This window comes from Microbacterium sp. Leaf161 (assembly GCF_001423645.1).
Lineage (GTDB): Bacteria > Actinomycetota > Actinomycetes > Actinomycetales > Microbacteriaceae > Microbacterium > Microbacterium forte.
Window position 1 is genome coordinate 1,215,391 of the sequence record NZ_LMOW01000001.1, and the last position, 18,537, is coordinate 1,233,927.

Genomic DNA, 18,537 nt, shown 5'->3' on the forward strand with positions numbered 1-18,537 from the left:
CGCACAGTTCACGGATGCCCCGCGTCCCCAGCGCGGGGCATCCGTCGTGCCCGGAACCTGCACGAGGCGCCTCGGATGGGGCCGAGAACGATCCGCCTAGACTCTGCGGGGAGGTCATCATGCAGAACGCGCTCGCCTCGCAGGTGCGGGGGGTGCCACGGTGACAGAGGATCCGCGCCGCCTGCGGTGGGCGGTCAACGGCGCACGGACATTCCATATCCCTACTGATGCCGCAGATGTCGCCCTGGTCGAGATCGATCGTGCGATGCAGGCTGCCCACTTCCGTGCAGACGTGCCCGGTGCCGAGGCTGGGGTGCGGCGAATCCACCGGCGCGGGTCGGTTGTCGGCGATGTCCTCATCGGCGGAAGCGGTCTCTCCACCCTCACGACCAGGCTCGGTCCGCTGTCCGCCCGAGGCGTCGCCGTCACCTGGATCGGCCCGGTCGACGCGCACTCGATCTGCGTGATCGTCTCACTGGTCGCCGGATCCCACGTCGGAGGGGACTTCGTCGACGGGGTCGACCAAGCAGTGCGCTCTCTCGTCTCCCGCGGCATACCTGTCGAGGACGACGGGTGGTCACGGTCCGTCGACGTCGATGAGACTTTGCCCGCGAATCCCCGTCGCGCCGCCGAACTCGGTCTCACCCGCTAGCCGCCTTCACCAGACCCTCCGAAACACCGACCGGCCGCGAACGCAGAACGCCCCCTGTCCCGAAGGACAGGGGGCGTTCGAGAGCGTCGCGCCTTACTTGGCGGCGACGACCTGCAGCGTGATGACTGCGGTCACGTCGTCGTGCAGACGAACGGTGGCCTCGTGCTCGCCGACCGACTTGATCGCCGACGGGATGTGCACCTTGCGCTTGTCGATCGAGCCGAGACCCGCGGCTGCGACAGCATCCGCGATGTGATCGGTCTTGACCGAACCGAAGAGGCGACCCTCGTTGCCGGCCTTGACGGCCAGGCGCACCTTGGTGGCCTCGAGGGAGTTCTTCAGCGCCACGGCCTCGTCGCGGTCGTGGATCGCGCGAGCCTGACGAGCAGCCTGGATCGAAGCGACCTGCTTTTCGCCACCGCGGGTCCACGCCGTAGCGAAGCCCTGGGGGATGAGGTAGTTGCGGGCGAACCCGTTCTTGACCTCGACTACGTCACCGGCGCTACCAAGCCCGGCGACCTCGTTCGTGAGAATCAGCTTTGCCATCTCGATACCCCTTACCGGCCGGCGCCAGCGTAGGGCAGGAGTGCCATTTCGCGTGCGTTCTTGATCGCGGTGGCGATCAGACGCTGCTCCTGCACCGAAACACCGGTGATACGACGGGCGCGGATCTTGCCACGCTCCGAGACGAACTTGCGGAGGGTGGAGACATCCTTGTAATCGATGACTCCGACCCGGATCGACTTCGCGGGAGCGGTGGGCTTGCCACCCTTCCGCGGCTTGCGGCGGTCGCCGCTAGACTTTCCAGCCATTGTTTTTCCTTAATGATGAGACGGATGCCGAAGCATCCCGAGATCCTGTTTCAGAAGGGGGTGTCGTCGCCGAAGCTGCCCGGAGTGCTCCAGGCATCTGCGCTCGTCGACGAGCCGGGGGTTGACCACGGCTCTTCCGACACCTGCTGCTGCTGAGCGGGGCGCGACTGTCCGCCGCCACCACCGCCGCCGCCACCGGTCGACGCCGCACGGGTGACCTGCGCGGTCGCGTATCGAAGCGAGGGGCCGATCTCGTCGACCTCCAGCTCGATAGCGGTGCGCTGGTTGCCCTCGCGGTCCTGGTAGGAGCGCTGACGCAGACGGCCCTGCGCCATGACGCGCATGCCCTTGGTCAGCGAACCCGCCACGTGCTCGGCGAACTCGCGCCAGACCGACGCACGGAGGAACAGCGCTTCGCCGTCCTTCCACTCGTTGGCGGCGCGGTCGAAGTTCCGAGGCGTCGAAGCGATGGTGAAGTTCGCCACCGGCAGTCCGTTCTGCGTGTAGCGCAGCTCGGGGTCGGCCGTGAGGTTGCCCACCACGGTGATGACTGTTTCGCCGGCCATCGGACTCAGGCCTTCGCAGCCTTGGCGGCCTTGCGAGCAGCCTTCTCTTCGGTGCGCTTCGCTTCGAACGCGACCATCGCCTGAGCTTCCTCAGAACGGAGGACCTTGGTGCGCATGATCTGCTCGTTCAGCTTCAGCTGACGGTCGAGCTCCTGCGTGGCCTCGCTGGTGGCGGTGAAGTTGACGACGGCGTAGATGCCCTCGTTCTTCTTCTGGATCTCGTAAGCCAGACGGCGCTTGCCCCAGATGTCGACCTTGTCAATCGAGCCACCATCGTTGGTGATGACCTTCAGGAACTTGTCGAGCGTAGGGGCTACCTGGCGCTCGTCGATCTCGGGGGTCAGAATGACCATGAGTTCGTACTGGTGCGTCACTTACCCACCTCCTTCGGACTAGAACGGCTTCCGGGACTTTCCCGGAAGCAGGAGGGTGTGTGAACGTCATCCGCCGAGCCACCCGAGTGGGCGCCTGATGGCAGACAACCTTGACAGTGTAGCGGAGAAACCTTCGGCCTGCCCCCACGCGTATCGCCGGGCAGTTGGCATGCTGGAGTGCGTGCGGTCTGACACTCAGTGCGCACACGACCGAAGGGGGAACGCCATGCGCGTCAACAAATGGGGGGTCGGCATCGTCCTGACCGCCACCGTACTGCTCACCGGGTGCACCGCGGGTGCCGAAGAGCCCGCTGAAGAAGAGCCCACAGCGGCCGCGGAGGAGACCACCGCCCCCGAGTCCGACTGCCCTGAGCTGACCGAAGGCGCGACCGTCGACGGCACCGCGCTCGGCGCCTGCATCACCGAGGCGATGACCGACACCGCCGGCTACCAGGCCAAGACGTCGATCATGGGCATGGACACGACCGCCCGGTACAACCCCGCGACGGATGCCGTCGAGACCATCACTCCGATGGGATCGCTGATCATCATCGGCGACGACGCCTGGGTCAAGACTCCTACGACCGAGTGGCAGGTCGCCGACCCGAACTCGAGCGACCCGATCGTCGCCGCGCTCAGCAGCGGTGCTGCGACGGCGGCGGGCACCGACCCGGCCACGGCCGCAGGCGCGCTCACCGGCGAGTTCACCGTGACCGGAACCGGCAGCCGCCTGGGTCAGGACGTCTACCTCGTGAGCGGCACGTCCGAGGCGCAGGGCGTCGCCGTCGACGTGGTGTTCGAGGTCACCGACGACTACGTGGTGCTGGCGACGACCGGCAGCACCGAGGCCGCCGGCCAGATGATCGAGACCTCGCTCGAGATCACCGAGTGGGACGTCGAGCAGGACATCGTCGCACCTCTCTGATCCACCAGCGGATGCTGCGGGCCGGGGCGATCGCCTCGGCCCGCGGTGCGTTCCGGGCTCTACTGGCGCAGCATCCGCTCGGGCTCTCCCTCGACCCACCCTCTCGGGCCATCCCCTGGGGAGGAGATCTGCGCTTCGGGAGGAGGATCGGGTTCGGAACCTCCTCCCCAGAGACAGATCTCCTCCCGAGGGGCAGACGCGAACGCACCAGCCGTGTTCAGCGGCGCCGTGACCCGCCGATCAGGCTGAGGCGTCGAGGCCCTTCCGTCGGGAGGACGGCTGCGCCACGGGAGGATGCTTCGTGCCCATCCGTCCTCCCGAGGCGCAGATCTCCTCCCGAGGGGCAGTGGGGCGGATGTCCTCCCGAGCGAGCGAACAGCCGGGCGAGCAAGCGCCCGAGCGGGCGGACGACAGACGTCAGTCGATGACGGGGGCGATCTCAGACCAGACGATGCGCTCGTTCGTCGAGGGCGCGACCGGGATGCGACCTGCTCCGTCGGGCTCGGGGATCGCCGCGAGCAGCGCCTGGGTGTACGGATGCTGCGGCGCAGACCACACACGATCGGTGGCCCCCGCTTCGAGCACCCGTCCGGCGAACATCACGAAGGTCCGATCGGCGATGCGCCGGACGACGGCGAGGTCGTGCGAGATGAACAGCATCCCCGCGCCGGCCTCGGCGACGAGGTCTCGCATGAGACCGGCGACGCTCGTCTGGGTCGATGCATCCAGAGCCGAGATCGGCTCGTCGGCGACGAGCAGCGACGGCCGCGCGGCGAGCGCGCGCGCGATCGCGAGCCGCTGCTTCTGGCCGCCCGAGAACTGATGCGGGAAGCGCGTGGCGACCTCGGTGGGCAGCCCGACGCGGTCGAGCCACTCTGCGACGGTCGATCCTTCGGCGCCGCGAGCGCGGGCGGTCGCGATGCCGTCGGCGATCTGGTCGCCCACGCGACGCCGCGGGTTGAGCGACGTCGACGGATCCTGGAACACCATCTGGATGCCGGTGAGAGCGAGGTCGCGCCGACGGATGCCGAGCGGCTTCACGGGCTCGCCGCGGAACCGCACCTCTCCCCCGGCGAGCTTCTCGATGCCGACGACCGCACGGGCCAGGCTCGATTTGCCGCTGCCTGACTCGCCCACGAGCGCGACGGTCTCTCCGGGGGCGACGGTCAGCGAGACGCCGTCGACGGCGACCACCGGCGGGCTCCCGGGGTAGCGCACGACGACGCCCTGCGCGTCGAGGACGGCGATCTCACTCATCTGCGGCCTCCTCTTCGGCATCCTTCACGGCAGCATCCGAGAGCGCCGCATCCGACACCACCGGATCGATGAGCGCGGGATCCGGTGAGGCGATCTCGAGCTTCGACCCCGGCAGGGCGGCGAGCAGCGTGCGGGTGTATTCGTGCTGCGGGTCGCGGAACAGGGTCTCGCGGTCTGCCCGCTCGACGATGTGCCCGTTCTTCATCACGGCGACCTCGTCGGCGATCGCACTCATGACGCCCAGGTCGTGCGTGACGAGCAGCACGGCGAGATTACGGTCGGTCGCGAGGTCGCGCAGCAGACGGAGGATGCCGGCCTGCACCGTGACGTCGAGCGCGGTGGTCGGCTCGTCGGCCAGCAGCACCTCGGGGTCGCACGCGAGCGCACATGCGATGGCGATGCGCTGGCGCTGACCGCCGGAGAACTGGTGGGGGTAGCGCTTCAGAGCCGCATCCGGATTCGGCACCTGCACCGTCTCGAGCAGCTCGATGGCCCGGGCCTTCGCGGCCTCGCCCCGAAGACCGAGGTGCACGCGCATGTGGTCGGTGAGCTGCCGGCCGATCGGCAGCTGCGGGTGCAGCGACGCCGACGGATCTTGGAAGATCATCGCGATGCGCTTCCCGCGAATGCGGTTGAGGCCGCGGCGGCGCATGCCGACCAGCTCCTCCCCCGCGAGCGTGATGGATCCGCCGGTGCGCGCCTGCCGCGGCAGCAGCCCGAGCACGGCGAGCGCGGTGAGTGTCTTGCCCGATCCGGATTCACCGGCGAGGCCGTGGATGCGACCGGCCTCGAGGTCGAGCGAGATCCCGTGCACGAGAGGGCGACCGATGTCGATCGTCAGGTCGCGGATGCTCAGAGCACTCATGGGGGCCGAGGCGGTCATGCTGCCGCCCCCTTCGCCGATGCCACATGCTCGGCCTGCTTCTCGTGCGTGACCTCGGCCGTCGGGTCGAGGATGTCGCGCATCGCGTCACCGAGGAAGTTGAACGCGAGCACCACGGTGAGGATCGCGAGACCGGGGAAGACCCCGAGCCACCAGGCATCGAAGTTCTGCATGGCGGCGGAGATCATCGATCCCCACTCTGCGGTCGGAGGCTGCGCGCCGAGACCGAGGAACGAGAGGCCGGAGAGCAGCAGGATCGCCGCACCGATGTCGAGGGTGGCGAGCACCAGCACGGGTCCGGCGATGTTCGGAAGGATGTCGATGAACAGCGTCCGCAGCGGCGAGTGACCGAGCAGACGACCGGCGATGACGTAGTTCTGCCCGCGGAGTCCGAGCACGATGCTGCGCGTGACTCGCGAGTACTGCGGCCACGAGACCACGATCGCCGCGATCACCGCGTTGAACAGCGACGGCCCGAGGGATGCCGCCACCACCATCGCGAGGATGACCGTCGGGAACGCCATGAACAGATCGGTGATGCGCATCAGCGTCTCGTCGACCCAGCCGCCGAAGTAGCCGGCGACGGCGCCGATCACGGTGCCGATGATCATCGCGGCGATCACGAGCATGAGCGCCAGTGGAAGGCTCACCGTCGCACCGGTCATCAGGCGCGAGAAGATGTCTCGTCCGTTGCCGTCGGTGCCGAGCAGTGTGTCGATTCCCGGCGCCTGCAGACGAGGAAGCACCTGGGCATTGGGGCCGTAGGGAACCCACCACTGCGCGGTGAAGGCGACGATGATCCATGCTCCGGCGATGACGGTGCCGATCACGCCGAGCGGCGTGCGCCAGGCGCGGGGCCAGCGGAACCGGAACCGCCAGGGACCGGATGCCGAGTCGATGCGGCTCATGCGATCCTCACTCTCGGGTCGAGGACGCCGTAGAGCAGATCGACGACGAAGTTGATGAGGAGGTAGATGAAGCCGACGACGAGACCGACGCCCATGATTCCGGGGAGGTCGAGGTTCGCCGCCGAGTTGTAGGCGTAGGTGCCCAGGCCGGGCCACGCGAACACCGACTCGACGAGCACGGTGCCGGAGAGCAGCGAGCCGAACGCGACGCCGACGATGGTGAGGATCGGCAGGGATGCCCCTCGGAGCACGTAGTCGAGGATCACGCGCATGGCCGGAAGGCCCTTGGCGCGGGCCGCGCGCACGTAGTCGCTGCCGAGCACCTCGAGCACCGATGTGCGGATGAAGCGCGTCAACAGGCCGATCGTCACGAGCGACAGCACCATGACCGGGAGGGCGAGGTGGGCGAGGGCATCGGCGAATCCGACGCCGTCTCCGTTGAGGAGGTAGTCGACCGTGTAGAGCCCGGTGATGCGTGGCGGCGGCGTGATCGACGGAGAGATGCGACCGGAGCCGGGCGCGATGCGCAGCTCGAGGAAGAACACGTAGAAGCTGACCAGAGCGAGCCAGAACGTCGGGACGCTCAGCCCGATCAGCGTCACGATGCGGATGACCTGGTCGGTGACGAGGCCGCGACGGTAGGCCGCGAGGGTTCCGAGCACGACGCTCACCGCGAGGCTGAGGATGATGGCCCCGATCGCGATCTCGATCGTCGCCGGCACCGCGGTGGCCAGGTCGCTGGTGACCGGTCGCCCGGTCACCAGCGATGTTCCGAGGTCTCCTCGAAACAGGTTGCCCATGTAGATGAAGTACTGCACGAAGAGAGGCTGATCGAGGCCCTGGGCCTTGATGAACGCCTCGCGCGTCTCGGGGTTCTGCGATGCTCCCTCACCCAGAGCCGCCGACACGGGGTCGCCGGGCACGAGGTTCGTCAGCGCGAAGGTCACGATCGTGACTCCCACGAGAAGGAGCAGCGAAGTGCCGATCCGGCGCAGCAGGTATCCGACGAGCGGTGACCTGCGACGCTGAGCCTGCCGTCGCACGGCCACCGTCGTCATCAGTCAGCCCCGATCAGCCGGCAGGCGTGATCTCGGCGATGTCCATCTCCCACACCGAGTTGTACACGGCGCCGGTGACGGCATCCGCCGTGGCGATGTTGCGGCCGGGGACGATCAGCGGCACGAAGGGGCCCTCGGCCTGCATCGCCTCGGCGAACGAGGTGAAGGCCTCGCTGCGCTGGGCCTCGTCGGTCGCGGCGGCAGCACCGGCTGCGATGCCTGCGATCTCGGGGTTGGCCTCAGCGGCCCAGCCTGCGCGCAGACCGACCTTCAGGCCGGGAGCGAACGGGAGGAAGTTCGCCGAGTCGGCGTAGTCCGGGCCCCAGAACCACAGGCCGAAGCCCTCGGTGCCGTTGACGTAGGCGTCGAGCTCGGTGGCGAACGGCGCCGGCGCGAGTTCGACCGTGATGCCGGCATCCTCGAGCTGAGCCTGGATGCGCTCGGCGAGCGGGGTGAACTCCACGCCGCCGACCGGGTAGTCGTTCGGGAACTGCAGCTTCAGGGTCTGACCCGTGTAGCCGGCTTCGGCGAGAGCGGCCTCGGCCTTGTCGAGGTCCTGCTCCACACCGGTGTCGAGGGCGCCCTCGAATCCGGGCGGGATCACACCGGTCGCCTGCACGGCACCCGCACCTGCGAGCTCGAGCAGCGCGTCGTAGTCGAGTGCGTAGCGGATCGCCTCGGCGATCTTGACGTTGGCGAGCTCACCCGCGACGGCCTCGGACTGATTGAGCAGCAGGAAGATCGTCTGGCCGGACGGCACCGACTCGACGTTCAGTCCGTCGCCGAGGCCGGAGACCTGGTCGCCGTTGAGATCCATCGCGACCATCGAGTCGCCGCCCTTGAGGTTCGCGAGCTGCGTCGCGCTCTCCGAGACGTTGCGCACGACGACGCGGCCGTATGCCGCCTCTTCGTCACCGTTGTACTCGTCGCTCTTGGTCAGCACGACCTGCGACGAGAGGTCGAGCGTGTCGAGCACGAACGGGCCGGAACCGGCGGACTCGCCGTCGAGGAAGCTCTGCGCACTGTCGGAGCCGTCGATCGATCCGCCGTTCTCGATGACCACGTCGGAGTTGACGATGCCGAGCGCAGGGTTGGCAAGGATCGCGGGCAGCTGCAGCAGCGGCGTCTCGGAGGTGATCGAGATTGTCTTCTCGTCGACCTCGGTGATCGTCAGGCCGCCCAGGAGGAAGTTCGGCTTGGCGTCGGTCATGCCCTGGATGCGCTGCAGGGTGAAGACGACATCCTTCGCCTCGATCGGCGTGCCGTCGGAGAAGACGCGGTCGCCCTCGAGCGTGAAGGTGAACTCGGTCGCCTCATCGTTCTGCTCCCACGACGCGAGGCCGGGCACAGGGGTCGAGACATCCGAGCCCTCGAAGTCGACGAGGGTCTCGTAGAGCGCCTTCGCGATCATGTTGCCGGTCGGGTCGTAGGTGTGACCGGGGTCGGCGGTCTCGATCGAGAACGCGGTGTCGATGACCAGCGAGTCGGAACCGGAGGATTCTCCCCCGGTGTTCGCCGAGTTGCCACCGGAGCAACCGGCGAGAGCGAAGAGCGCGACAGCTCCGATCGCGATGACGGACGTGCTGCGACGTGACGACATATGGGCCTCCAGGGGCGAGGAGTTTCATCGGGTTCGGTCGACGCCGGGTGGACGACCGGTGATCAGATTCGCATTGTATGGGACTATGTGTCCAGCAAGAATGCAGACGTCATCACAGTCTGTCCAAGACCCCGCCCATGAGGAGCATTGTGTCCACCAAGAGCGACGAAGCCGTGAAGCAATCTGGACGAAGTGCCGCCCCACTGGACGACATCGGATACAGAATCCTCGAGACGCTGCGCGATAACGGTCGGATCTCGATCGCCGCGCTGGCCGAGACCGTGGGGATTTCTCGCGCGAACGCCTACACGCGGGTCGAGACGCTCATGCAGGACGGCGTCATCACCGGGTTCAGCGCGCGGGTCGATCAGTCCAAGGCGGGGCTGTCGATCGGTGCGCTCGTCTTCGTCACCGTGCATCCGCAGGCCTGGGCGTCGTTCCGCGAGAGCGTGCTCGAGATGCCCGACGTCGAGTGGTGCGCCATCACCACGGGCGAGCATGACGCCATGCTGCTCATCCGTGCCGTCGACGTGAGCGGCGTGCACGAGTTCACGACCGGCGTCGTCGCGCAGCTGCCCGAGGTGCGCACCGTCGTCAGCGTGGTCGTGCTCGACGAGGTGATCCGCCGGTCGTTCCTGCTGCCGAGCGACCTGCCGGAGCGCGACCTGGCGACGCCGCTGGGCATGACGCGATGGACTCCGGCGACGCCGGGTCGCGACATGCTGCCGCCACGCTGACGCGGAACCCGGTGGTCGAGCGAGGACGGCGAAGCCGACCGGGACGAAACGCCCGATCAGGCCGCGACGGGCTCTTCGCAGACGCTGAGCTGCGGCAGTCCGTGCATCTCGTAGTGCTCGACGAGACGGATGCGGCCGTCATCCGTGAGTTCGAGCTGGCTCTCGCCGTCTCCGGTCACGACGGCGCCGTCTGAGACGAGCACGTGCACGAACGACACCCAGATGGTGTCGCCGGTGCGGGTGCCGACGAAGCGCCCGAAGGTGACGGTGTCACCGGAGTAGTCACCCCAGATCGCACCGTCCTTCTCCCGATAGACGAACTCGCTGGGAGACTCGGGGTCGACAGCCGAGGTGGTCGAGGAGACCATCAGGAACCGGCGGCCGTCGAGCGAGGGGATGGTTGCAGTCGAACTCACCCTCCGATTATGGAGGGCGCTCGAAGGTGCACTGAAGCCCCTTCGGCAAGCGTCTTCCCGGGCAGCTCGCGGAGCAGGCAGGGTGAGACGAAACAGGCGCGGGCACCGATGCCCTCGGCGTTTCGTCTGACCCTCGTTCGACGTCGAGCATGCGCCCCTCCGCCGCGCGGGCAGGTGAACCGATGCCTCGCAGGTACCGTGGGTCGCATGCAGTGGATCTCTGACACCTCGGCCGGCGACTGGCTGCGCAAGCGGCTCGACGACCCCTGGAACGCGACGATGCACGACGTCGTGCCGCACGGTTTCCCGGCCTATGCCCGCATCCTGCACCCCGGCATCGTGCGCTCTCTGCCCGACCGGCCGGTGCCGACCTACGACGAGTACGACGCCATGCCGGAGGCCGAGCGACTGGCGCTGGTCGATCAGTTCATCGACGAGCCCGTGACCTGGGCCGAGACGGCATCCGCCTTCGGCACCACACTGCATCCGCTGGCGCAGTGGCAGCGGATCGTCCGCACCCCACCCGACGCCGACTGGAACCTGCGGCTGTCACCCGACGGCCGAGAGTTCACGGGGCCGATGGAGGGCGAAGTCTCTCCGGAGATGCTCTCCGCGATCGCCGGGCACCTCACCACCCACACGACGACTCCGGATGCCGGCTTCGCGGCGCTCTGGGAGGGCCGCGGCGGTCTGGTGGGCCATATGGGTCACAGCCCCACTCGCCTCTTCATCACGTTCAACGACGAGCCGAATCACCAGGCGATGCTCGACCGCAGCATCCATGACCCTCTCAACAACGCCTTCCGCAAGCCGACGTGGCAGGAGGGCATCCTGTCACGCGAGATCTCGGAAGGACCGCGGTTCCGCCTCCCCGGGCGCGACCACGTGCTCTTCCGGGGAACCGTCACCGACTTCGCGCGGCCTGACTGGGTGCTGGACGTCCCCTGGCGCGACCGTTCGGGCGAGGAGCACGGGTTCCCCCCGTCGGCGCAGAGTCCGAGCATCCTGTGGCCCGACGACCACGCCTGGGTGATGGTGAGCGAGATCGATTACGACTCGACGATCGTGGCCGGATCGGCCGAGCTGGTCGCCGCGATCTGCGCCGACGAGCGTCTCGAGGCTTTCCCGATACCCGAGAACGCCGACCTGACCTGGGATGCCGACGAGGTGAACCGATGACGACTCCGCGGCCCGCGTCCGCGGCGTCCTTCGACGCCGCGCCGCTCACCGAGCCGGTCGATCCGAAGGCGGTCACCGCGTTCGCCGCCGAGCTTCGAGCCCGAGGGTCCAGCGGCACGAACGGCTCGAGCATCATCGCGATCGTCGTCATCGCGCTCATGGCCATCATCGTGGTGCCGGTGGTCTTCACGACCATCGTCGGCATGGTCTCCACACCCGGTGGATCCGGGCTCGCCATCGTTCCGCTGGTGATCTTCGGCGCCGTCGCTGTCGTGATCGCCATCGGTTCGTTCGTCGGATGGCGGCGCGCCCGCGTCACGCGCTACCGCCTGCACCGGTTCGCCCAGGCGAACGGGATGTCGTACGAGGGACGAGTGACTGCCCCCGCGCTGCCGGGGATGATCTTCGGCCTCGGCGGCTCGCGCATGTCGACCGATCTCGTGCGCGGCACGACGCCGCGGTTCGTCGAGTTCGGCAACTACCAGTACACGGTGAAGCGGGGCAAGAGCTCGACCACCTACCGCTGGGGCTATGTCGCGGTGAAACTCGACGTGCCGCTGCCCAACATCGTGCTCGACGCCAAGGGCAACAACGGATTCGGATCGAACCTGCCGGCGTCGTTCCAGAAGGAGCAGCGGCTGTCGCTCGAGGGCGACTTCGACGAGTACTTCACCCTCTACTGCCCCGAGGGGTACGAGCGAGACGCGCTCTATCTGTTCAGCCCCGACATCATGGCCCGGTTCATCGACAACGCCGCCGAGCTCGACGTCGAGATCGTCGACGACTGGATGTTCCTCTACACGCAGCGCAGGGTGTCGACGCTCGACCCTGCGACCTGGGCGTGGCTGTTCGGCGCCGTCGGCGCGTTGATCACGAAGCTCGATCAGTGGGAGCGCTGGAGAGACGAGCGTCTGCTCCTCGAGAATCAGACGGCTGCGGCATCCGCTTCCCCGGCCGGCTCACCGCGGGCCACGGGCGAGCGGCTTCCGTTCGCGCCACCGGCCGGCCTGCTCTCGCCGCCGCCGGGTGTCGCCCACGAAGGACGCAGACTGAAGCGCAGCTTCCCGTGGGTGCCGGTCGTGTTCCTGATCGGCTTCGCGGTGTTCTGGTTCTGGTCCAGGTCGTTCTGAACGCGACCCCCGAGGGCGGGTTGTGGGGGTGGGTGCTGACTGGGGATCAGCGCTCCCACCCCATCCCCCCTCGGGATCAGAAGAAGATCTGACTCTCCCTCCGCAGGACGGTCGAACCGTCCGTACGCGCGGGTCAGCTGGGGACTGACGACTCTGCGCGTATATGAGTAATGGTATACCGGCATACGTTGCATTCCGTTGCGTCGGAGAGGTTCGACCGAACCGGTCGAATCCCGCGGAATGATGCACGAAATGCGGACAGAATGCCCTCCTGGAAGGCGGCATTCGTGCACTCTCGCGAATGCCTGTCCTCGCGCATTACTCCGAGTGACGGACCCGGCCCCTCCCCCTTCTGCATGCAAGAGAATGGAAAGCGATGTCTGAGCACGAAGATCACACCCACTGGCAGGCCGAGCGCCGTGCCTCCGTCACGTCCGCGACCGGAAACCTCGCCCTGATCGAGACCCGCTGGACGGGCGAGGCGCCCGATCTGGATGCCGAGCAGCAGGCGGCATCCGACACGGTGACCGTGACGCCGATCCAGCGGACGAACATCGAGACCGGCGAGGCCGAGCACGGACTGCGTCTGTGGGATGCCGATGCACCGGCGATCCGCGCCTTCGACCGCATCGACACCTACGACTACGACCCTGCGTGGGTGCTCGAGGGCCACTTCACCCCGGTGTCCGGCGATCGCCGAGTGTCGTTCGAGCACATCCGCGACAACGGCGGCACACGCGAGCTCGTCGTCCCCGGCGACATCCACTTCGAGCTCGACGGCCGTGAGTACGATCTGGCCGCCTTCGACGACGGCGGCACCCTGCTGCTCGTGTTCGGTGATGAGACGAACGGCGCCGAGACCTACGGATCCGGCCGCTTCCTGTTCGTCGAGCTGCGCGACGACGAGGGCACCGTGGTGCTCGACTTCAACCGCGCCTTCGTGCCGCCGTGCGGGTTCAGCGCCCAGTACAACTGCCCGTTGCCGCCGGCATCCAACCGCTTCCCCCTGCCTATCCGAGCAGGCGAGAAGAACGTCGTCTTCCGCGACGGCTTCGACATCTACGCGGCGTGACGCCGCACACCCTCACCCTGGAGCACTCATGAGAAGAACCCGCATCCTCGGCGCGCTCGGCGCCGTGGCCACGCTCGCCCTCGTGGCCGGATGCGCGTCGGGCGCCACCGACGACGCCGCGAGCGAAGACGCCACGATCTTCATCGGGTCGCTGTACGAGCCCACCAACCTGAGCAACACGCAGGGCGGTGGCCAGGGCGTGACCGAGGCCCTGACCGGCAACGTCTACGAGGGCCTCTACCGCCTGACCGACGACGGCGAGGTCGAGCCGCTTCTCGCCGAAGACGCTCAGGTGTCCGACGACGGCCTCACCTACACGATCACGCTGCGCGACGACGTGACCTTCCACTCCGGTGACCCGCTGACCTCCGCCGATGTGAAGTCGAGCGTCGAGGCCGTCACCGCCGAGGACTCCGTGTCGGCGCGCAAGTCGAGCTTCAAGACGATCGCCGACATCGCGACCCCCGACGACCAGACCGTCGTCTTCACGCTGTCGCAGCGGTCGATCTCGTTCCTCTACAACCTCAGCTACGTCTGGGTCGTGAACGACGAGGCCGGCGACATCACCGGGTCGGAAGACGGCACGGGCCCCTACACGCTCGACGAGTGGAAGAAGGGCTCCACCCTGACGCTCGAGCGCTGGGACGACTACTGGGGCGAGCCGGCCAAGAACGCCGAGGTCGTCTACACGTACTTCACCGACGCGACCGCCGAGAACAACGCTCTGGCCACGGGCGAGATCGACGTGATCACGAGCGTGCAGAGCCCGGATTCGCTCGCGCAGTTCGACAACGACGACTACGTGATCAGCGAGGGAACCTCGACCACGAAGGAGCTGCTCGCCTTCAACGACCGCGTCGCCCCCTTCGACAACGCACTCGTGCGCAAGGCGATCTACTCGGCGATCGACACCCAGAAGCTCCTCGAGTCGATCTGGGGCGACTACGGCACGCTCATCGGCTCGATGGTGCCGCCGACCGACCCCTGGTACGAGGACCTCACCGCGGTGAACCCCTACGACGTCGAGCTGTCGAAGGATCTGCTCGCTCAGGCCGGCTACGCCGACGGCTTCACGTTCACGCTCGACACCCCGAGCTACGACCCGCACCCCGCCGTGGCGGAGTTCCTGCAGTCACAGCTCGCCGAGGTCGGCATCACAGTCGAGATCAACACGATCAGCGCCGACGAGTGGTACACGAAGGTGTTCAAGGAGCAGGACTTCGAGGCCACGCTCCAGGAGCACGTGAACGACCGCGACGTCGTCTGGTACGGCAACCCCGACTTCTACTGGGGATACAGCGACGCCCAGGTGCAGCAGTGGGTCGCCGAGGCCGAGCAGGCAGCCACGACCGACGAGCAGACCGCCCTGCTGAAGCAGGTCAACGAGAAGATCGCCGAGGATGCCGCGAGCGTATGGTTGTACCTGTACCCGCAGATCGTGGTCGCCTCGAGCGACCTCAGCGGTTACCCGGTCAACGGCCTGAACTCGCAGTTCTTCGCCTACGACATCGTCAAGTCCTGACGCGCGAGGGGGATGCCGCGCGTCGGCATCCCCCTCTTTCATCCTGAGAAGCCATGCTCGCCTACCTGCTGCGCCGCCTCGCGTTCCTCGTGGTGTCGCTCGTCGTCGCGATGATCGCGATCTTCGTGCTGCTGCGCCTGCTCCCCGGCGACCCGGCGAACGCGCTGCTCTCGGTGAACGCCACCCCCGAGCAGATCGCCGCCGCCCGCGCACAGGTCGGCTCGGATCAGCCTCTCCTGCAGCAGTTCACGACCTGGGCGGGGCAGCTCCTGCGCTTCGATCTCGGTGAGTCCTTCCTGAGTTCGCGTCCGGTCGGCCCCGATATCGCCGACCGCCTCGCCGTGACCCTTCCGCTCACGCTCATCGCGTTCACCGTCGCTCTGCTCGTCTCGCTCGTGATCGGCATCACCGCGGCCGTGAAGTCCGACCGCTGGTACGGCATCGCCCTCTCCGGCTTCGCGCAGCTCGGCGTGGCCGTGCCCGTCTTCTGGGTGGGTGTCGTGCTCGTGTGGGTCTTCGCTCTCGGACTCGGCCTGCTGCCGTCCGGCGGCTTCCCGCGAGACGACTGGGAGGACCCGGCTGATGCTCTGCGCTCGCTCGCGCTTCCCGTCATCACGATCGTGATCGTGATGAGCGCCTCTCTCAGCCGCTATGTGCGATCGGCGACCCTCGACGTGATCGGCAGCGACTACCTGCGCACCGCCCGGGCCGGCGGTTCCGGCACTGCTGAAGCGCTTCTGCGTCACGGTGTGCGCAACGGCTCTGTGCCCGTCGTCGCGATCCTCGGCATCGAGCTGTCGACGACACTGCTGGGCGCGGTCGTCGTCGAGAGCGTCTTCACTCTTCCCGGCCTCGGCAGCCTGCTGCTGTCGGCCATCGAGCAGCACGACTTCCAGGTCATCCAGGGAGTCCTCGTCGTCAGCACCCTCTTCGTGCTGCTCGTCGGGTTCGCCGCAGACATCGTGCAGCGCCTGATCGATCCGCGTCTGCGCACGAGCGTCTCGGGCAACCGATGAGCCGCGTCGCCGAGCAGCTGATCACCGACTCCGTGCCTGCGCGGCGTCGGCCGAAGGCGACCCTGCTGATCGGGCTCGTCCTCACCGGTGCCATCGTGCTGATCGCCCTCGTCTCGCTGTTCTGGCTGCCCTACCCGCTCGCCGACACCAGCGGCAGCCGCCTCGAGGGTCCGAGCGCCCTGCATCTGCTCGGCACCGACCGACTCGGCCGCGACCTGCTCTCTCAGCTCATGTGGGGTGCCCGGATCGCACTGATCGTCGGCATCTGCTCGGTGGCGATCGCGGCCGTGCTCGGCACGATCGTCGGCCTCATCGCCGCATTCTCGCGCCCCTGGGTCGACGACACGCTCTCCGCCGGACTCGACGTCGTGATCGCCTTCCCCGTGCTGCTGCTCGCGATGCTCGTCGTCGCGGTCCAGGGCGCCTCGCTGTGGTCGGCGGTGCTCGCGATCGGCCTGGCGATGTCGGCGGTGGTCGCGCGTCTCACCCGCATCCTGTCGCGCCGCGTGCTGCAGGAGCAGTTCGTCACCGCGGCGCGAACCAGCGGTACGTCCGTACTCGGAATCGTCTTCCAGCACGTGCTGCCCAACATCGCTCCGACTCTCGCGGTCAGTCTCGCGCTGCAGTTCGGTGCCGCGGTGCTCGCCGAGGCGAGCCTGTCGTACCTCGGACTCGGCGCTCCGCCGCCCAACGCCTCGTGGGGTCGGATGCTGCAGGAGGCTCAGGGCACTGTGCTCACCGCTCCGGTGGGCGCGATCGCGCCCGGCATCGCGATCATCGCCCTCGTGCTCGGAGTGAACTTCCTCGCCGACGGCCTGCGCGACCTCGCCGACCCGACCCGAAGGAGGAGCCGATGAGCATTCTCGAGGTCTCGGGTCTCACGGTCCGCTCGACATCCGGCGCCCTCGTTCGCGATGTCTCGTTCTCCCTCGCGCCCGGCGAGCGTCTCGGCCTGATCGGCGAGTCGGGTTCGGGCAAGTCGCTCACCTCGCTCGCCGTCACCGGTCTGCTGCCGGATTCCCTCGTCTCCTCCGGATCCGTGCTGCTCGACGGGCACCAGGTGGTCGGCGCGCGGGATGCCGCTCTGAGGCCGTTGCGCGGACCGGTCGCGCAGATCGTCTTCCAAGAACCGCTGACCGCGCTCGACCCGTTGATGAGGGTCGGTCGTCAGATCGCCGAACCGCTGCGTCGTCACCTCGGACTGCGCGGTGACGAGCTGCGGTCTGCCGTGGCGGCGGCCCTCGACGAGGTGGCCCTGTCGGAGCCGCGCTTCGCGCGCGCCTACCCGCACGAGCTCTCCGGCGGTCAGCGCCAGCGGGTGGCGATCGCGATCGCCCTCGCTGCCAAGCCGCAGCTCCTCATCGCCGACGAGCCGACGACGGCGCTGGACGTCACCGTGCAGGATGCCGTTCTCGCCCTTCTCGAGCGACTCGTCGCCGAGCGCGGCATGGCGCTGCTGTTCATCAGTCACGACCTCGCCGTGGTCTCTCGACTGGTCGACCGTATCGTCGTGCTCCGAGACGGTCTCGTCGTCGAAGAGGGCATGGTCGCGCAGGTGCTGCAGAATCCGGCGGAGCCGTACACGCGGATGCTGGTCGACAGCGCCCGCGCGCTCGACGCGTTCCTCGATGCGAAGGAGGCCGGCGCATGAGTCTCCTCGAGCTGCGCGCCGCCGGGTTCGCCTACGGATCCCGGCGGGTGCTCGACGACGTCTCCCTGAGTCTCGATGCGGGCGATTCCCTCGGTCTCGTGGGCGAGTCGGGCGCGGGCAAGTCGACGATCCTGCGACTGCTGCTCGGGCTGTCGGCACCCCGTGACGGTCAGATGCTGTTCGAGGGCGAGCCCCTGTCGTTGCGCGACCGCACGCAGATGCGCCGCTTCCGGGCGAGCGTGCAGCCCGTGTTCCAAGACCCGTACTCGTCGCTCGACCCGCGTCAGCGCATCGACCGCATCATCGGCGAGCCCCTCCGCTCCCTGCGGCTGGCATCCGGAGCCGACGCCCAGGCCCGCATCGCCGAAGCGCTCGAGTCGGTCGGCCTTCCTGCCGACACCGCTCGCCGCTACCCGCACGAGTTCTCGGGCGGGCAGCGCCAGCGCATCGCGATCGCGCGGGCGGTCGTCTCGCGCCCTCGGGTGCTGCTCGCCGACGAGCCGGTCAGCGCTCTCGACGTCACCACGCGCGTGCAGGTGCTCGAACTGCTCGACCGACTGCGCCGCGAGAACGGCCTGTCCCTCGTGATGGTGTCGCACGACCTCACCGCGATCGCCTCGGCGTGCGACCGGACGGTCGTGCTGCAGAACGGTCGCGTGGTGGAGCAGGGTGCCACGGCATCCGTACTGCATGACCCGCAGGACCCGTACACGCGGGCGCTGGTCGACGCCGTTCCGCGCCTCCCCCGCTGAGCGCCGCCAGCGGCGTGACTTGGCATC

General features: G+C 68.0%; 21 protein-coding genes. 11 read left to right on the forward strand and 10 right to left on the reverse strand.

Annotated elements, in window-relative coordinates; translation table 11 throughout:
* Window positions 1-160: 160 nt before the first annotated feature.
* Window positions 161-652 carry a hypothetical protein gene (locus ASF87_RS05985; protein ID WP_157550014.1) on the forward strand — a complete coding sequence of 164 codons (492 nt, stop codon included), beginning with the start codon at window positions 161-163 and terminating at the stop codon, window positions 650-652.
* A gap of 93 nt (window positions 653-745) precedes the next feature.
* Here ASF87_RS05985 and rplI read toward each other — a convergent pair whose 3' ends face one another.
* Genes rplI through rpsF form a run of 4 tightly spaced genes read right to left on the reverse strand, consistent with a single transcriptional unit; the run spans window position 746 to window position 2,404 of the window.
* Window positions 746-1,198 carry a 50S ribosomal protein L9 gene (gene rplI, locus ASF87_RS05990; protein WP_042541517.1) on the reverse strand — a complete coding sequence of 151 codons (453 nt, stop codon included), beginning with the start codon at window positions 1,196-1,198 and terminating at the stop codon, window positions 746-748.
* A gap of 11 nt (window positions 1,199-1,209) precedes the next feature.
* Window positions 1,210-1,464: a 30S ribosomal protein S18 gene (gene rpsR, locus ASF87_RS05995; RefSeq protein ID WP_042541518.1), complete on the reverse strand. Its 255-nt coding sequence runs from the start codon at window positions 1,462-1,464 to the stop codon at window positions 1,210-1,212.
* 50 nt (window positions 1,465-1,514) lie between these two features.
* Window positions 1,515-2,030 carry a single-stranded DNA-binding protein gene (locus ASF87_RS06000; RefSeq protein ID WP_042541519.1) on the reverse strand — a complete coding sequence of 172 codons (516 nt, stop codon included), beginning with the start codon at window positions 2,028-2,030 and terminating at the stop codon, window positions 1,515-1,517.
* A 5-nt stretch (window positions 2,031-2,035) separates the two neighbouring features.
* Window positions 2,036-2,404 (reverse strand): 30S ribosomal protein S6, encoded by a 369-nt coding sequence (rpsF, locus tag ASF87_RS06005; RefSeq protein ID WP_042541520.1) that lies wholly within the window; start codon window positions 2,402-2,404, stop codon window positions 2,036-2,038.
* A gap of 226 nt (window positions 2,405-2,630) precedes the next feature.
* Between rpsF and ASF87_RS06010 the strand changes: the two genes are divergently transcribed.
* Window positions 2,631-3,329, forward strand: coding sequence for a hypothetical protein (locus tag ASF87_RS06010; RefSeq protein WP_235558880.1), 699 nt, complete (start codon window positions 2,631-2,633; stop codon window positions 3,327-3,329).
* A 417-nt stretch (window positions 3,330-3,746) separates the two neighbouring features.
* Here the strand turns inward: ASF87_RS06010 and ASF87_RS06015 are convergent, their stop codons facing one another.
* From ASF87_RS06015 to ASF87_RS06035, 5 genes are read right to left on the reverse strand one after another with little or no spacing between them, the layout of a single operon-like run.
* Window positions 3,747-4,586 carry an ABC transporter ATP-binding protein gene (locus ASF87_RS06015; protein WP_056374939.1) on the reverse strand — a complete coding sequence of 280 codons (840 nt, stop codon included), beginning with the start codon at window positions 4,584-4,586 and terminating at the stop codon, window positions 3,747-3,749.
* Complete coding sequence (locus ASF87_RS06020; RefSeq protein WP_235558881.1) at window positions 4,579-5,469, reverse strand: ABC transporter ATP-binding protein; 891 nt, start codon at window positions 5,467-5,469, stop codon at window positions 4,579-4,581. The genes ASF87_RS06015 and ASF87_RS06020 overlap by 8 nt, the downstream gene beginning before the upstream one ends.
* Complete coding sequence (locus ASF87_RS06025) at window positions 5,466-6,377, reverse strand: ABC transporter permease (RefSeq protein WP_056275557.1); 912 nt, start codon at window positions 6,375-6,377, stop codon at window positions 5,466-5,468. Before ASF87_RS06025 ends, ASF87_RS06020 begins: the two co-directional genes overlap by 4 nt.
* On the reverse strand, window positions 6,374-7,435 hold the full coding sequence (locus ASF87_RS06030; protein ID WP_042541524.1) for an ABC transporter permease: 1,062 nt from the start codon (window positions 7,433-7,435) through the stop codon (window positions 6,374-6,376). The genes ASF87_RS06025 and ASF87_RS06030 overlap by 4 nt, the downstream gene beginning before the upstream one ends.
* 13 nt (window positions 7,436-7,448) lie before the next feature.
* Window positions 7,449-9,035 carry an ABC transporter substrate-binding protein gene (locus tag ASF87_RS06035; RefSeq protein WP_042541525.1) on the reverse strand — a complete coding sequence of 529 codons (1,587 nt, stop codon included), beginning with the start codon at window positions 9,033-9,035 and terminating at the stop codon, window positions 7,449-7,451.
* Between the two features lie 149 nt (window positions 9,036-9,184).
* Between ASF87_RS06035 and ASF87_RS06040 the strand changes: the two genes are divergently transcribed.
* Window positions 9,185-9,772, forward strand: coding sequence for an Lrp/AsnC family transcriptional regulator (locus ASF87_RS06040; protein ID WP_228385602.1), 588 nt, complete (start codon window positions 9,185-9,187; stop codon window positions 9,770-9,772).
* A gap of 56 nt (window positions 9,773-9,828) precedes the next feature.
* Here ASF87_RS06040 and ASF87_RS06045 read toward each other — a convergent pair whose 3' ends face one another.
* Window positions 9,829-10,188, reverse strand: a complete 360-nt coding sequence (locus ASF87_RS06045) for a hypothetical protein (RefSeq protein WP_235558882.1) — start codon at window positions 10,186-10,188, stop codon at window positions 9,829-9,831.
* A gap of 207 nt (window positions 10,189-10,395) precedes the next feature.
* Here ASF87_RS06045 and ASF87_RS06050 point away from each other — a divergent pair, with 207 nt between their 5' ends.
* The 8 genes from ASF87_RS06050 (at window position 10,396) to ASF87_RS06085 (ending at window position 18,510) form a co-directional block, all read left to right on the forward strand.
* Entirely contained in the window at window positions 10,396-11,367 is a 972-nt protein-coding gene (locus ASF87_RS06050; protein ID WP_056374941.1) for a hypothetical protein, read from the forward strand.
* Window positions 11,364-12,497, forward strand: coding sequence for a hypothetical protein (locus ASF87_RS06055; protein WP_056374943.1), 1,134 nt, complete (start codon window positions 11,364-11,366; stop codon window positions 12,495-12,497). The genes ASF87_RS06050 and ASF87_RS06055 overlap by 4 nt, the downstream gene beginning before the upstream one ends.
* 376 nt (window positions 12,498-12,873) lie before the next feature.
* Window positions 12,874-13,569 carry a DUF1684 domain-containing protein gene (locus ASF87_RS06060; RefSeq protein ID WP_056374945.1) on the forward strand — a complete coding sequence of 232 codons (696 nt, stop codon included), beginning with the start codon at window positions 12,874-12,876 and terminating at the stop codon, window positions 13,567-13,569.
* A gap of 28 nt (window positions 13,570-13,597) precedes the next feature.
* Complete coding sequence (locus tag ASF87_RS06065; protein ID WP_056374947.1) at window positions 13,598-15,091, forward strand: ABC transporter substrate-binding protein; 1,494 nt, start codon at window positions 13,598-13,600, stop codon at window positions 15,089-15,091.
* Window positions 15,092-15,144: 53 nt separating this feature from the next.
* A complete protein-coding gene (locus ASF87_RS06070) occupies window positions 15,145-16,107 on the forward strand; it encodes an ABC transporter permease (RefSeq protein ID WP_056374949.1) in 963 nt (320 codons plus the stop codon).
* Window positions 16,104-16,964, forward strand: a complete 861-nt coding sequence (locus ASF87_RS06075; RefSeq protein ID WP_056374951.1) for an ABC transporter permease — start codon at window positions 16,104-16,106, stop codon at window positions 16,962-16,964. The genes ASF87_RS06070 and ASF87_RS06075 overlap by 4 nt, the downstream gene beginning before the upstream one ends.
* On the forward strand, window positions 16,961-17,758 hold the full coding sequence (locus ASF87_RS06080; RefSeq protein ID WP_056374953.1) for an ABC transporter ATP-binding protein: 798 nt from the start codon (window positions 16,961-16,963) through the stop codon (window positions 17,756-17,758). The genes ASF87_RS06075 and ASF87_RS06080 overlap by 4 nt, the downstream gene beginning before the upstream one ends.
* Entirely contained in the window at window positions 17,755-18,510 is a 756-nt protein-coding gene (locus ASF87_RS06085; protein WP_056374955.1) for an ABC transporter ATP-binding protein, read from the forward strand. The genes ASF87_RS06080 and ASF87_RS06085 overlap by 4 nt, the downstream gene beginning before the upstream one ends.
* Window positions 18,511-18,537: the final 27 nt, after the last annotated feature.